We start from the raw sequence: 15257 nt of genomic DNA, 5'->3' as shown, positions 1-15257 counted from the left end.
ATGGACGAATAAGGACGACCTTACAGGGGGACATCATTATGACAGAATCAGAAATTCATGAACGCTTTGTAGATACCTACATGCATATTTTAAAGTACGTTGGCGACTTTGTGTCTGTTCCAACACGACCATATAAGATAACATTTGAAGCTTATACTGTTATGCGGATGATTGCAACGAGTGATGAGCCGTTAACATTGGTTAAAATTGCTAAGGAACAGCGCGTTTCACGAAGTGCGATTGCACGACAAATCAATGTATTATTAGATTTGAGATACATTGAACAGACCACAAATACGCATGATCGGCGTATTAAGTATTTATCGTTAACGCCGGCGGGGTTTAAAGTTGAACAAGAAATTACGACGGCTTCAGACGAACGGTTTCATCAGTGGGTCCAAGTCTATGGTGAAGAGCGGGCTAGTGATACGTTACGATATATTAACGATGCGGAACAAAAAGCAACGCAATTAGGCTTTAGTGGTTTTAGTGGCCTACATGATAAGCGAGGACGTCATACAGAATATAGCGATCCAAAAACTAAGGATTAGCTAATATTAAGCTAATAATAAGAATCGCCGTGTAAATTGATATTAACTCAATTTACACGGCGGTTTTGATTTGGTTATGAGTCATTCTCGGCCTGATGGGAAATTGGTGGCATAGTAAATCGCCAAGCTGCATAGATAATTAATTGAAGTAGCCACATCATTAACACGAAGGCGAGCATCTTTAAGGACCACATCTCAAGCAATTGTTTCACAATATACTGAGGCGTAATCAGCAAGTAGATTGAATGTAGGCGTAAAAAACGGCCAACATAGACGCCGACGCTCGCAAATAAGAAAAGGGCTGCACAAATGATGCTACGACTAGCGGGTAGTCGGCCCAATCGCAGTCGATAGGTCAGTTGCTGAGCGACTCGATCAACGCCCCAAGTTCCAATGATCGTTGCAACCATCATTGGGCCAACTAGGTAGGCAAAGTCACGCCACATAGGTAAATCAAACCTTAATAAGCCGTTGATTCCATAAGGTTTTAGTAGGCTTAGGTGAAATAAGTCGGTCATTAAGTATGGTGCGTTCGGGTAGAAGAGTAACCAAATGACTGTCATGGACCAGAATAATAACAGCCCTCGGCGCTTAGTTAGCCAAAAGCTCAACTCGATCGGGATATAAGCTAGGACAGAATTAAGTAGTAAAAAATGAAATGCACCGTGTAAATCGACTGCGGCAAAAATAAAGAATCCCCAAAATGCTAGCCGAACGAGCCAGCGCTGTAACTTAGTCATTTAGTCACTTCCTTTCTACGTTTAATTTTAACAGAAATATTAAACGAGCTATATTAAATAACATCAAGCTTAATATTTATTCAAAAATATGGTTAAAAAGCGCCTTCGCTACTTAAATCACACCGCGATAATTGGGCTGCCGTGCTATAATGTGAAAGTAAATGATTTTCATGAGGAGGAGGACTAATGACTTTCAATTGGAGCGGTTTGTTGACCTTACAAAACTTTGTCCGGCTCCTTGACATTCTGGCGGTATGGTTTGTCATTTATGAGCTGATTGTGTTGCTAAGGGGTACCAAAGCCGTACAACTATTTCGCGGAATCGTGGTTATTGCCATTATTAAGGCTGTGAGTGTCTTGATTGGTCTGGACACAGTTTCGTGGATTATGGATCAAATTATCAACTGGGCAGTTATTGCAATGGTCATTATATTTCAGCCCGAAATTCGGCGTGGGTTGGAACATTTAGGACGGGGCTCCATGTTTGCTCGTGGTAAGCGTCAAAATGAAGACGAAGAGCGGATGATTGCCGAACTGGATAAAGCAATTCAATATATGGCTAAGCGGCGCATCGGAGCTTTAATGTCGATTAAGATGGACACTGGCTTAGAAGATTATATTGAGACCGGAATCGCCTTAGATGCCGATATTACGGGTGAATTGTTAATTAACATATTTATTCCAAATACGCCATTACATGATGGTGCTGTGATTATTCAAGATAATCAGATCAAGGTTGCCGCAGCGTATTTACCGCTGTCGGAAAGTAATCTGATTCCTAAAGAATTAGGAACTAGGCACCGGGCGGCCGTTGGTATTAGCGAAGTAACGGATGCCCTTACTATTGTTATCTCAGAGGAAACGGGCGAAGTCTCGATAACTAAGGATAATGAGTTGATGCGCGGTATGACGCGTGAAAATTACTTACGGTATTTCCGTCAAGTCTTATTGACGCCTGAGGATTCAACTAAACAAAATGCGCTCCAGAGTTGGTTTGGACGGATTTTCGGAGGAGGTCCCCGAAAATGAAAAAATTTATGAGTAGTAATTGGTCCATGCGTCTCTTAGCACTGTTGTGTGCGCTAGTCCTCTTTGCCTACGTCAATTCGTTGAAGAGCACGCATAATGCCAGTGTCTTAACGAATAGTTCGTCAAAAACAACGTTAACTTCTAACCGTAAAGTCACAATCAGTGCACCGTTAGAATTGAATGTCAATAGTACTAAATATTTTGTGACGGGTTATCCTGAAAATATAAAGGTGACAATTGAAGGCCCGGCAGCCTTGGTGACGACGACTGCCAATACGCAAAACTTTAAAGTGTCCGCTAATTTGTCTAAGTTGGCGGTGGGACGGCATAGCGTTAAGGTAGAAGTTGACGGATTGAATAAGGAATTGAGTTATGGGCTTAATCAAAAGTATATCCATGTTAACATTCAACCACGACGGACAGCTACTTACAAAGTCAGTGCGGACTTCAATAAAGCGAACGTCGCGGACGGTTACGAAGTTGGCTCAGCACGACTTGGAACATCATCTGTCAAGGTCACGGGAGCTGTTAGTGAGGTTAGCAAGGTGGCGAAGGTTGTTGCGGTTGTTAACACTAATAAGAACTTAGAGAAGTCTGTGAATCAACAAGCGATTATTGAAGCTCTAGATGCCAATGGTCAGAATTTGAATGTCGTCTTGACGCCGTCAACCACATCGGTGTACATTCCCATTACACAGGCAACAACGACTAAGGATGTTCCGATTGACTTGAAAGCCAGTGGCAAGACCACGGCGGACACCAGCTATTCATTCTCATCCGACACGAAGTCGGTGACGGTTACTGGTACGAAGTCGGCACTAGCGAAGTTGAAGTCCTTGCCAGTCAATGTTGATGTGACGGATGTTGATTCAACTACGACTAAGACGGTCGATGTTTCGACTAGCGATGAGGATGGCATTTCTTCAGTTAGCCCAACGTCGGTCAAAGTAAAAATTACAGTTAAAAATGATTAATCATGACACTTTTGAAATGAGGTAAATATAATGAAATATTTTGGTACTGATGGTGTTCGGGGAATTGCAAACTCAGGGCTAACGCCCGAAATGGCTTTTCGTTTAGGTCGTGCTGGTGGCTATGTGTTAACGGAACATGCGGAAAATAAGAGTACGCAGCCACGTGTCTTGGTTGCACGCGATACTCGAATTTCGGGCCAAATGTTGGAAGAAGCTTTAATTGCTGGGTTACTCTCAGCGGGAATTGAAGTTTTACGCTTAGGTGTGATTACGACGCCCGGTGTAGCTTATTTAGTCCGGATTCAGGATGCTGACGCGGGCGTAATGATTTCAGCTTCCCACAATCCAGTTGAAGATAACGGGATTAAGTTCTTCGGTGGCGATGGTTTCAAATTGTCTGATGCCAAAGAAGAAGAAATCGAAGAATTACTGGATCAACCTAAGGATACTTTGCCACGACCAGCTGCGGAAGGTCTGGGGACGGTTGCTGATTTTCCAGAAGGTAATCTCAAGTATTCACAATTCTTAGAACAAACGATTCCAGATGATTTAAGTGGCATTCATTTGGCTGTCGATGGTGCCAATGGTTCAACGAGCAACTTAGTTTCACGGATCTTTGCGGATCTCAATGTTGATTTTGATACGATGGCAACGGCTCCAGATGGTTTGAACATCAACAAAGGCGTTGGCTCGACCCATCCCGAAGCGCTATCAAAATTTGTTGTTGAAAAGGGCGCCCAAGTTGGGTTAGCTTTTGATGGTGATGGCGATCGGTGTATCGCTGTTGATGAACTTGGAAATGTCATTGATGGTGATAAAATCATGTACATTTGCGGAAAGTTTCTAAGCGAACGAGGCAAGTTGAAGCAAGATACGGTCGTCACAACGGTCATGAGTAACCTGGGCTTATACAAGGCCTTAGAAGCAGCTGGTTTGCACAGCAAGCAGACCCAAGTTGGTGACCGCTACGTTGTCGAAGAGATGTTGAAGGACGGCTATAACCTTGGTGGTGAACAATCTGGTCACGTGGTCTTCTTAGACTTTAACACGACGGGTGATGGGATGTTGACTGGAATTCAGTTATTGCATGTGATGAAGGAAACGGGTAAGAAGCTTTCTGAACTAGCCGCCGAAGTGACGACTTACCCACAAAAGTTAGTGAATGTTAAGGTTCAAGACAAGAAAGCCGCTTTGAACAATGATAAGATCAAGGCAGTTATCAAGGACGTTGAAGATGAAATGGCCGGTGATGGTCGCGTCTTGGTACGGCCTTCTGGAACCCAAGATTTATTGCGGGTCATGGCAGAAGCGAAGACCGACGAACTGGTTAGCGCTTATGTAGATCGGATCGTCGATGTGGTCAAAGCTGAAGTTGGTGTCGAATAATTAAGTGATCAGACCGCTCGTCAAAAAAGTCGTTACTCCTAGAGTCGCGACTTTTTTTGTTGCCATGAAACGAACGGTTATTGCTAAATGCGGTTAACTGGCGACTGTCAGGGGACCCAGTGAATTCGAAAATCAATTTGACCGCATAAAAGTTACAAAAAAATCGAAAATTCGTGATGTCCTTGATTTATAAGCATTTAAGATTGGTATACACGCTAACTAACACATATACCAATATAATATATTGTTGACTTTTATTAGATGTAACGGTAAAGTTAACTTGTTTCTAGGAAATATACCAATCGGAGGTTAGACTAGACCAATTGTTAATTGGTTAAAGCGGAATAGCGCCAGGACTTTAGAATCTAAAGTTGACGAGGATGACGTTTATCGATAATCGACGGGTGACGTCAGGGACTGCACTCTACAGGTCAATTACAAAAACCGACTGTGAGGTTGGTGACAGATATATTGACCACGCAGCTAGAAACAATTCAAACAGTAAAGGAAGATTAATTTATGTGTGGAATTGTTGGTGTAACGGGTAAAGATAGTGCGGTATCAATCTTATTGAACGGATTGGAAAAGTTGGAATACCGGGGCTATGATTCAGCTGGTATCTATGTCAATGATCAAGATGGTCATGACTATTTAGTTAAGGAAAAGGGTCGGATCGATGACCTACGTAAAGAAGTAGGCGAAGCTGTTCATGGTTCAACCGGGATTGGGCATACTCGCTGGGCGACTCACGGTGAACCGAGTGTTGCCAATGCGCATCCTCAAGTTTCTGCGGATGGCCGCTTCTACCTAGTTCACAATGGCGTGATCGAAAACTTTGAAGACTTAAAACAGACTTATTTAAGTGACGTGACTTTTAAGTCTCAAACGGATACGGAAGTCATTGTTCAATTAGTTGATCGGTTTGTCACTAAGGAAGACTTGAGCACGTTGGCCGCTTTCCGTAAGACGTTAAGTCTATTGGGACACTCCTCATACGGCTTCTTACTAATGGATAAGGAAGATCCTGACACCTTATACGTTGCAAAGAATAAGAGCCCATTATTAATTGGGGTCGGCGAAGGCTTCAACGTGGTCTGCTCAGATAGTTTAGCGATGTTAGACCAAACGAAAGATTTCTTGGAATTACATGATGGTGAAATCGTGGTCGTTAAACCTGATGAAATTAAAATCACGAACCAGGCCGGCGAACCAGTTGAACGGAAGCCATTCCATGTCGACATTGACGCAGCTCAAGCTGACAAGGGGACTTATCCATTCTACATGTTAAAAGAAATCGATGAACAACCGAATGTGATGCGGAAACTATCCCAAGTTTATCTTAACGATGCGGGTGCCCCAGTCATTAATGAGGACTTGTTGACGGCGCTTAAAGCAGCCGATCGGTTGTACATCGTAGCTGCCGGGACTAGTTATCATGCTGGTTTAGTTGGTGCAAAGTTATTTGAATCACTGGCCAATGTGCCGACTGAAGTGCATGTTTCGTCAGAATTTGCTTATAACCAGCCTTTGCTATCAGCACACCCATTCTTTATCTTCTTGACCCAGTCTGGTGAAACTGCTGATAGTCGTGAAGTATTATTGAACGTGAACGATCAACATTTCCCAAGCTTGACGATCACGAACGTGCCAAACTCAACGCTTTCACGGGAAGCAACGTACACGTTGTTACTACATGCCGGCCCAGAAATCGCGGTCGCTTCAACTAAAGCCTATACCGCACAGATTGCCTTACAAGCCATCTTGGCTAAAGCGTTAGGTGTGGCCGTTGATCAACCAGCCGCAACGGATTTCGACGTTAAACAACAATTGGCGTTAGTTGCCAATGGGATGCAAAGTTTGGTCGATGAAAAAGCAACTTTTGAAAAAATTGCGAAGAGTGCTTTATTGAATACCCCGAATGCCTTTTACATTGGTCGGGGACTGGATTACGCCGTCTCATTAGAAACGGCCTTGAAACTCAAGGAAATCTCTTACGTTCAAGCTGAAGGTTTCGCATCTGGTGAATTAAAGCACGGTACGATTGCTTTGATTGAAAAGGATACCCCCGTGATTGGGATTATTACACAAAAAAATACCGCTGGGTTGACCCGCTCCAACTTACAAGAAGTTGCTGCACGGGGAGCTAAGACAATCACCATCGTCACCGATAGTTTAGCTAAAGACGGTGATACGGTTATCTTACCAACGGTTGATGAACGATTAACGGCTTTGCTTAGTGTGGTTCCTGGTCAGTTATTGGCTTACTATACGAGCTTAAACAAGGGCTTAGATGTGGATAAGCCACGGAACCTTGCCAAGAGTGTGACGGTTGAATAATTAAAATAAGTGTGTGGGCACTGAAAAGCGTCACCGTTCGATTACGGTGGCGCTTTTTGATTGCCCACAAAGTTTTCATATAATTATTAACTACTAATATTCATAAGGCTATTTTGAAAGTTGACGATCTTTTGGTATGATAAAGTAAGCGGTTGCGATAACACAACTAAATAATTAGACTATTGGGGATGAGTGGTCATGCTGAAATATAAATATTTTGCACAGCCAATTAATAACCTTGGAACCAACCGGACAATCTTGTATGAGTTATTATTACGACAGTGGGATGAGAGGCAACAAACTTGGCGAATACCAGCGACCTTTGAAATAGCGCCAACAGAATTGATTCAATTGCTGGATTGTGCTATTCAGGAATTAAATAACCATCATGTTTCCATCAATTTAACGGCGCGTCAGTTTGCTGATCCTGACTTTCAAGTTGCAATTAGTCACTATGTGCAGACGCATTTGTTACCACGAGAACTAACTGTTGAGCTAGTTGCGACACCTGAGCTAAGTGAGTTACAGCAATTAAGTGTTGGGTACCGGGCAGCCGGTGTATTACTTGCTTTTGATGACGTTGGTTCTGATAATCTATTCCAGCAGATTGAAATGATGTTGCCATATGTGAATACGGTTAAATTCGCGTTACAAAATATGCGACCGCTGGGGACCCCAACTACGGATGTAATTGTTTCGACGCTCAAATTTTGGTTTGATAAGGCGGAGGAACAGCAAATGTTATTTACCTTTGAAGGCATTGAATCAGCGGCCGATGTTCAACTGGCTAATCATCTAGGCATTACGCGAGGGCAGGGCTATTACTTTGCCAAACCGCAACTACCCGCGACATTTATGGCATGACAATCGTGGTATGCTACAATAGTATTCATAGCAATGTAACTGAGTGTCATGTTGATGTTTAATCGGCTGAATCACATGACGAGACCGATTTTGCTAGTAAGTGATAAAAGATGGGGTGGCTACTTGTGGCAATCAAATTAATTGCAACTGACTTGAATGGAACGTTATTGCATCAAGATCAGCGTTTTGACAAAGAACGGTTTAAACGGGTTTTGGCGCAGTTACAGGCGATAAACGTTTCCCTAGTACTTTCGTCTGGTAATCAATATGCCCATCTTAGACAGTTATTTAAAGATGTCATGGCGGATAATCTTATCGTTGTTGCTGAAAATGGGGCGTCGATTTATGCCCAGGACCGCTTGATCTTTGATGGTAGTCTTTCAGCAGACCAGCAACGAAAGTTTGTGACTGTTGATCGTCACCAGCCACTATTCAAAGATGCATATGTAATCTTAGTTGGTAGCCATGGGTCGTATACTGAGTTAGGAGCACCTGATGAGTTAGTAGCGATGGCCCGTCAGTTTTATGATCATTTACACTTAGTTGCGGATCTGGCCGCTGTTGATGATACCGTTAAAAAAATCAGTATCTCAACGTCACCGGACCAGGCTGCTGATCTGGTGGCACGAGCTAATGCTTATTTTGATGGCCAGTTACGTGCGCATGATAGTGGGTATGGCGTCGTAGATTTGGTTGATCAGCGGGTCGGAAAATTACCAGCAATTCAATTCTTGGCGACTAAACTTGGGTTAACTGCAGCTAATGTGATGGCCTTCGGTGATGGGGCGAATGATGTCCCATTATTGCGATATGCAGCGCACAGTTATGCGATGCGCAACGCGCCGGCAGACATTCAAGCCGCAGCAAAACACGTGACGGCCCTGGATAATGAACATGATGGGGTATTAGCAACCATTGAACAAGAGTTGTTAAATGATTAAAAGCCTATAACTAGTCAGTAAAAAGCTGAGCTATCGAATGAACATCGTTATTCGATAGCTCAGCTTTTTGGGTCCTATTAAAGTGATTGATTAGGGTAGAAGAATTGATGAATGCCATAAGTGTTGAGCGAAACTAAACGCTGCTTTAGTTCAGCCAAAGATAGTCCTAAATCACCATTAAAATAGAGCCGAAAAAAAGTTAAATTGTTGTGGATCAAAAAGCTTGAACAAACCTTAGCATCGATTGCAGATAAATGGTAGTTTGTTTGAATCGTCGCTGTAAGCCCCGCTACCACGGCGGCGTGGATTTTTCGAGATAAAAAACTGTAATCATCATTCAACAAAATGACTCGGTGAAAAGCTTCAGATTGGCGAAAATAGGTCACTAAGCGATCAATGATTAAGCCGGGTTGGCTAATATTTTTCTTAAAATCTTGCGGATTAATGAGTGCTAGAATCTTATCAGCACTTTCTCGAACGAACGTTTCCGCTAGATCGTCAATGGAATCAAAGTGTAAATAGAACGTTTTGCGGTTGATATTAGCGACACTTGTGAGCTCCTTGACAGTAATATCACGATAGCGCGGATACTTTAAAGCAAGCGTCCGAAAAGCCTCTTTCAGCGCAGTCTGGGTGCGCTGAACACGTAAGTCAGTAGCTGGCATGTTCTGATCCTCCTTATTAATTACATTTGATGGGGTGGTCATTATTAAACCGCCACTAAATGTACTAGTCGTTAAGCCACATGTGAGTATTATTATCATAATAGCACTTATTTTGAAAGTTAACTGGTCCTGAGTCATGATAGATTAACTCGCGCAACGTGCATAATAACATATGCGCCTAGCAGGTAAATGGTAATGAGGCCATGTCCGTCGAATAAAATGGGGTAGAATATTTTTGTTCAGTCAATGGTATGGTGTAGCGTATTCATTAGTGAGTCAAAAAATCTCCCAGTAGTTTGCATTCTGGGAGCTCAGTTTGAATTATTCTTGAGTATATAATAAGTTAGACATCGTAAATATTGGAAAAACGATAGGCCGTTTGGTAGGTTACGGGAATATTAGGTTCGATAATGATACTGCCAAATTCCTTGTGGTGGATCGCATCCGGTAATTTTTGTGCTTGCAGGGAAAGACCAAGTTGGGAACGCATCGGTTTCCCGCCATTGAGACGATAACGATCATCACGGTAATTAGTAGCACTAGAAACCACGACTGCCGGAGCGTTCGTTCGCATCGTGACTTTGCGTCCACTGATACGATCTAGTAATTCTACTTGTGGGTATGGAGTGTCATTAAGGACGAAGCCATGATGAAGACCGTTCTTAATTTTAGCAATCTGGGGTCCGACTTCGACTGGATCGCGAAAATCAAATGGTGTGTCGGTGACCCATGGTAATTTTCCAGTTGGAATACCATGTTTGTTCAACGCGGCGTACTCGTCTGCATTGATTTTAAGAACATGCTGATCAATGAGGCGCTCCGCATCGCCACTTAGATTGAAGTAAGTATGGTTGCTGGGGTTGAATAAGGTTGTTTTATCACTTTTACCAGTGTAGCTAATGGTAAATTTGCCATCGTTATCTAATACAAAATTAGCCGTGATCGTCATTGTCCCGGGATAACCGTTCTCACCGTCCAAGGTAATATATTGCATGACGAGTCCGACTTGATCGCTAGTATGCAGTTTACGTTCTAAAAACCATGGTTCAAATGAAATTTGAGGCATATTACCACCGTTTAGATGATTTTCGCCCGCATTTTGAGTTAAGTCATACTGCCGCCACCGGGCATTTTTGATGATCCCCGCAACCCGAGCGATGGTTGCACCGAAAAAAGATTGATAGGTGATATAGTCGGCGCCGTCGTCAAACCCCAAGACGATATTTGCAAATTTACCGTCTTTATCATGGGTTTTGATCGCGGTGACTGTGGCGCCCCAGTCCATAATAGTGACGCTCATATGATGATTGTTCACTAATGTATAATAATTAATTCCGTTCCCCTGATGTTCGATTATTTTCATAATGCCCTCACTCCCATAGCTGCCTGACATGTTACCGCCTACTTTTAGTATATTTCATTCTTAAAGGGAATGCGAATAATAACCCAGCTAAAGTGAATATTGTGTTGTTAATCACAATCAAGTAAGTGTCAATGCGAGAGTGATAGGTTTAGTTGGTAGTGAGGTCAATTTAAATAACCAGTGTAAATAATTATAATTGATTCTTGATAATAATTAAAATTATCAAGATTGAGAGGCTTGTTTCAAAGCATGTCGATTATGAATGTGCCAGTCAATTAATTAAGGTAAACTAATTAACCTCGTACAAGTAAAGACGGCAATTTAGCGGCGAACATGGCTGGCTAAGGGTGTTAGAAAAAGATTAATGAGTAAATAGAAATAATTTATCTATTTATTTTGACTAACTGTTGACAACGCTTACAATATCGCTTATTCTTAGTTTGTAAGGTATTTAGTTACCTTCTAATCAATTCTCTTTCTCTCTTATGCCGACCACTATCTGCTTGGATAGTGGTTTTTTTGAGTGAAAATGGCGAATTGATGGCGGGCCAGATGAAGATAAGGCTCTCTTTTAATTTTTGAGGATCGATGTTTACTCAGAAAAAAGAGTGCTCGGCTGATGGTAGCACTTTGGAGCTGACTGAGTTATTTTAGTGTTCATCAAGTACAGGTGATTAGGCATACCAAGTCTGATCACCTGGCAATTACTGGTCAGTTTTGACACGACTGCCAACCCCGCTTATACTAAAATGTGAAGTGAGGGATTGCAGTTGAAAAACCATGAAGTATTAGACTTAATTCAAGAAATAACACGTAATGATGGGACCTCATACATGGAGATCGGAAACATGTTGATGAATGGCCGCGCTGAGTTAGCAGCTGAACGTGGTTTTATTAAGCAAGTGCGGATATTACAACTAAACATTCCGCATTCCACGCATGTTGCCAAGTATGAGCAATATATTAATGAAACGTTTACGATTCCCGATGAAACGATGGATCATTGGGAAGAATGGACAAAAACACCCGACATGCAAGCTGAGGTCGATCTGATTTTGAAAGAAAATCATATTGGCTAAAAGTTGTTAGCCAGGGTCTAACGCAGGAGTACGAGTTTATCAGATACTGGTTGATTTTTTTAAGTAGGCGCTGGGTCAAAAGTTGAACTTTCAGAATGTCAATTCTCTAAGCTCAGCTTTTTTGTTTGGATCATGAAATTGACTGATTGTGGTGATTTAATTGCGGGTGCGTAGTGGGGGAAAATAACTTACAAACGCTAGTATCAGTGTTATTATCAATAAGCATGTTTAAGGAGGCTCGTTATTAAATGAAGAATGGGGCATTGCTACAATTTATTCAAAGTCATTTCCAGACCCGTTTTCGTTTTCGTAACGCGTTTGAGACCCAACTAACGGTCCAGATTTTAAGTCGATTAATTGGCGAACATCCGGAAAGTTTGTTATTGACTCGGCGAGATGTTGAAGCGTTAGCAGGCTGCTCATTGGACGCGCCGGCACTACAGCGAGAATATTTTCCGCAGCGTGCGATGACACTGTTAGAAACGGCGTTAGATGAGCTGGTTACATTAAGTGTCATCACGCACCAGGCTCAGGGAAGGACACGTTATCCCTTATTTCGGAGCGTACAGCTTGATCAAGTGTGTCAACGAATTGTGTTTAACTTGAACCTGGACGTGTTGCCACAATTAACGGACTGGTCACGGGAATTACAACAAGAACAGGAGCGATTTTAAGTGACAAAGAGTGTGATTGAAACCTTACAGGACCATCGAACGCGGCGACAATTTACCACTGAACCAATTAGTGATGCGAAATTCGCGCAAATCATCACAACGGCGCAACAAATGCCGACTAGCCAATATTTACAGGCATACAGTTTGATTGAGATCACTCAGCCTGCACTACGCCAACAATTGGCCACGATTACGACGATGCCAACGGTTGGTGAAAACGGCCGTTTATTAGTTGTGGTTGCGGACCAACACCGCAATGTCAAGTTAGCACCGGGCGCAACGACGCGCCGGGCACTGAGTGAATTTGACCGCTTTGCCGGTAGTATTGAAGATGCTACGCTGATTACAGCGGCGATGGTGATGGTCGCTGAAAGCATGGGTCTTGGTAGCGTTGTACTTGGTTCAATTAACAACGACACGCAGGCGGTGATTGACGCACTGCACTTGCCAGACTTGACGTTACCCGTCTTTGGGTTGCAGTTAGGACACCCAGCGGATGTTCCTGAAAAGAAACCCCGATTAGGGTTGCCCGCTGTGTTGTTTCAAGATACCTATGCTGAGCCTACGAGTTATCAGGCGGAACTGGACCGGTTTGATGGCGTTTTAAATCAGTATTACCAACATCGGAGTAGTCACGCCCGTACGGAACACTTAGCGCACATGACGCAGGAAGCGACCCACTCAGCGGCCAAACGGCGAGAGTTTTTGACAATCGCTAGGCAGCAGGGCTTTTTGCCGGAATTAGACCAATAATCGTTACCATAACACTAATAATTAGAATGGCTGAACGAAAAATAACCGTTAATGTAACGCTCCCATGTCACTATTAGCTGACATGGGAGATTTTTTTGTACCTGGGAGGACGAATCTTAACATTAAAATAAGATTAGATATTGCTATTTTTACTAATTATAATATAATTAACTCTGAGACGATGTTGACTAAGCAGGCCCGGGCTGCGTTACATATTAAGTTGCCAGGTATCTATGTCGGGCTGGTATTCATCGCGGCCCTTTTTGGATCACTAGCTTATCCGATTCAAGATGCATTAGTACCGCTGCTCGTTGAGCCAGACCAGTTAGTTCAAGCACAAGCGGACATGTCACTTGCCTACAAGGGAACGGATTACGTGTTCAACGCGCTGTCTGGATTTTTGATCAGCCTCTGCTCAGTGCTCGGTGTTTTAATCATGGATGCAGCCACGTTTGTCGTTACTGTTGTCACTTTTAAACGGATCAAACTCGCTGAACCCCGTCAGCAACACACGCGGGAAAAGTCCTCGTATTTCAACCAGCTTTTGGTTGGTTTCAAAATTATCAGCACTGATCCGCTGCTACGTTTATTGACGTTTGCGAGCTTCGTCATGAATTTTTTCTTTGGCGGTTTGAATACGTACGTCGTTTTATTTGGGCGGCATTTCGGTGGCTCGATCTACTACGGTATTTTGGAGTCAATGTCAGCCGTTGGAATATTATTAGGGATGACGGTAGTCTACCGACAGTTAAAAAAGTTGACCGTTCGGCAGTCTTACCTCATCGGCAACTTTGGGCGCGCGTTATTCATGATCTTGACAGTAGTGTCGTACAACCAATTCTGGCTATTTGCCATCATTTACTTACTGAGCTTTGTCTTTCAAGGACTGACGCAAGTATTTGAGACACCGATGATTCAAGCAACGGTCGGTTCAGGCCAACTCGGGAAAGTAATGACCTGCTTTTATACGCTGGTTTCCGTGACCTTACCGCTGGGTTCGCTAGCGTTTTCTTTTCTAGCTGACCGCTTTGATTTACGGCTATTCTTATTACTATTTGCTTTCTTTTATGCCGGCATATTCCTATTATTTCTGGCCAGTCGCGCTTTCAAAAAAGTGGACGAACTACAATTATCATAAACCCCACGCGATGTTCATTAATCTGTCATTAATCATGATTGAAACGTGCCGATTAGGTGGATTCCTGTTCGTCAGCAATGATCGTCTTATTCCGACCTCCGGGGCTGGGTGACAATTGCTGGAACGTAAGCCGACGTCGATTTGAGCCCGTGCACAACCCGCCCGGTCTCAAATACGAGTCTTATTCTAAGCCGGAAGCAGACCACTTCCGACTAAGAATAATTTGGCTACTGAGCATTGTCACCCAGCCCCTCCGGTCGGTAAGCCGCTCGAATGGCTGATGAACGGCCACTTAACTTGGTACAATTGGTCGCTGATTATTTTGATAATGGAACTTTAAACGAGAGGTTAGGGTTACATTAACCACTTTGTTGAAACGTTCGATTATTACTATGGTGATTCCGAAATAGTAAGCTATCACAATGTCATTTTCTGCCTGACAGTTGCTCGACAAAATTACTGTTTATGAAGAACAATGATGAGTCCAACAAAAGTTGGGTCCCTTACTGTCTGCCATTCGAATACTGTCCCGACTGGAAGGCGTTTCTGACAATGCCCAGTGGTGAAATTTCACTTAGCAAGCGTCTTTTGCTTGGTTAGTGAAAGACCAGTATTTAAGACGTGGGCTTCGGCTTAAATCTGTGCCCACCACGTTCCGGCAATTGGCAGAAATGTCTGGAAGTCGGTGTAGGACGAACCAACCAAAAAAGTTTACGCTAACTCGAACTGTTTCCAGCGGGCCTAAGCTGGCTGTTTTTGAATT

Annotated in this window: 14 protein-coding genes; 11 read left to right on the top strand and 3 right to left on the bottom strand. The window is 43.0% G+C overall.

The window, feature by feature from the left end; translation table 11 throughout:
- The first annotated feature begins 38 nt into the window (after positions 1–38).
- Complete coding sequence (locus RXV91_RS01660; RefSeq protein WP_316438402.1) at positions 39–551, top strand: MarR family transcriptional regulator; 513 nt, start codon at positions 39–41, stop codon at positions 549–551.
- Between the two features lie 74 nt (positions 552–625).
- Here the strand turns inward: RXV91_RS01660 and RXV91_RS01655 are convergent, their stop codons facing one another.
- Positions 626–1291, bottom strand: coding sequence for a DUF1361 domain-containing protein (locus RXV91_RS01655; RefSeq protein WP_316438401.1), 666 nt, complete (start codon positions 1289–1291; stop codon positions 626–628).
- 186 nt (positions 1292–1477) lie between these two features.
- On the opposite strand from RXV91_RS01655, the gene cdaA reads away from it, so the two are divergent.
- The 6 genes from cdaA (at position 1478) to RXV91_RS01625 (ending at position 8822) form a co-directional block, all read left to right on the top strand.
- Positions 1478–2320 carry a diadenylate cyclase CdaA gene (cdaA, locus tag RXV91_RS01650; protein ID WP_033611082.1) on the top strand — a complete coding sequence of 281 codons (843 nt, stop codon included), beginning with the start codon at positions 1478–1480 and terminating at the stop codon, positions 2318–2320.
- Positions 2317–3294 (top strand): CdaR family protein, encoded by a 978-nt coding sequence (locus RXV91_RS01645; protein WP_316438400.1) that lies wholly within the window; start codon positions 2317–2319, stop codon positions 3292–3294. Before cdaA ends, RXV91_RS01645 begins: the two co-directional genes overlap by 4 nt.
- A gap of 30 nt (positions 3295–3324) precedes the next feature.
- Positions 3325–4680, top strand: a complete 1356-nt coding sequence (glmM, locus tag RXV91_RS01640; RefSeq protein ID WP_316438399.1) for a phosphoglucosamine mutase — start codon at positions 3325–3327, stop codon at positions 4678–4680.
- A gap of 519 nt (positions 4681–5199) precedes the next feature.
- Entirely contained in the window at positions 5200–7017 is a 1818-nt protein-coding gene (glmS, locus tag RXV91_RS01635) for a glutamine--fructose-6-phosphate transaminase (isomerizing) (protein ID WP_316438398.1), read from the top strand.
- Positions 7018–7215: 198 nt separating this feature from the next.
- Entirely contained in the window at positions 7216–7881 is a 666-nt protein-coding gene (locus tag RXV91_RS01630; RefSeq protein WP_316438397.1) for an EAL domain-containing protein, read from the top strand.
- A 125-nt stretch (positions 7882–8006) separates the two neighbouring features.
- Positions 8007–8822 carry a Cof-type HAD-IIB family hydrolase gene (locus tag RXV91_RS01625; RefSeq protein WP_316438396.1) on the top strand — a complete coding sequence of 272 codons (816 nt, stop codon included), beginning with the start codon at positions 8007–8009 and terminating at the stop codon, positions 8820–8822.
- Positions 8823–8899: 77 nt separating this feature from the next.
- Here RXV91_RS01625 and RXV91_RS01620 read toward each other — a convergent pair whose 3' ends face one another.
- Positions 8900–9487 (bottom strand): TetR/AcrR family transcriptional regulator, encoded by a 588-nt coding sequence (locus RXV91_RS01620; protein ID WP_316438395.1) that lies wholly within the window; start codon positions 9485–9487, stop codon positions 8900–8902.
- 343 nt (positions 9488–9830) lie between these two features.
- The gene (locus RXV91_RS01615) at positions 9831–10880 is read right to left on the bottom strand and encodes an aldose epimerase family protein (RefSeq protein ID WP_316438394.1); all 1050 of its coding nucleotides are present in this window, start codon (positions 10878–10880) and stop codon (positions 9831–9833) included.
- Between the two features lie 740 nt (positions 10881–11620).
- Between RXV91_RS01615 and RXV91_RS01610 the strand changes: the two genes are divergently transcribed.
- The 4 genes from RXV91_RS01610 to RXV91_RS01595 all read left to right on the top strand — a co-directional run bounded on the left by RXV91_RS01610 (position 11621) and on the right by RXV91_RS01595 (position 14494).
- Complete coding sequence (locus RXV91_RS01610) at positions 11621–11929, top strand: hypothetical protein (protein WP_011101169.1); 309 nt, start codon at positions 11621–11623, stop codon at positions 11927–11929.
- 248 nt (positions 11930–12177) lie between these two features.
- The gene (locus RXV91_RS01605) at positions 12178–12603 is read left to right on the top strand and encodes a hypothetical protein (protein ID WP_316438393.1); all 426 of its coding nucleotides are present in this window, start codon (positions 12178–12180) and stop codon (positions 12601–12603) included.
- A complete protein-coding gene (locus tag RXV91_RS01600; RefSeq protein ID WP_316438392.1) occupies positions 12604–13356 on the top strand; it encodes a nitroreductase family protein in 753 nt (250 codons plus the stop codon). It abuts the gene before it with no gap.
- An 82-nt stretch (positions 13357–13438) separates the two neighbouring features.
- Positions 13439–14494 carry an MFS transporter gene (locus RXV91_RS01595; protein WP_316438391.1) on the top strand — a complete coding sequence of 352 codons (1056 nt, stop codon included), beginning with the start codon at positions 13439–13441 and terminating at the stop codon, positions 14492–14494.
- Positions 14495–15257 lie beyond the last annotated feature (763 nt).

This window comes from Lactiplantibacillus sp. DA1, from assembly GCF_032681335.1.
In the GTDB taxonomy this organism is placed as follows: domain Bacteria; phylum Bacillota; class Bacilli; order Lactobacillales; family Lactobacillaceae; genus Lactiplantibacillus.
Note: the sequence above shows the minus strand (reverse complement) of the source record. Positions and strands in the feature narration are given on the sequence as shown.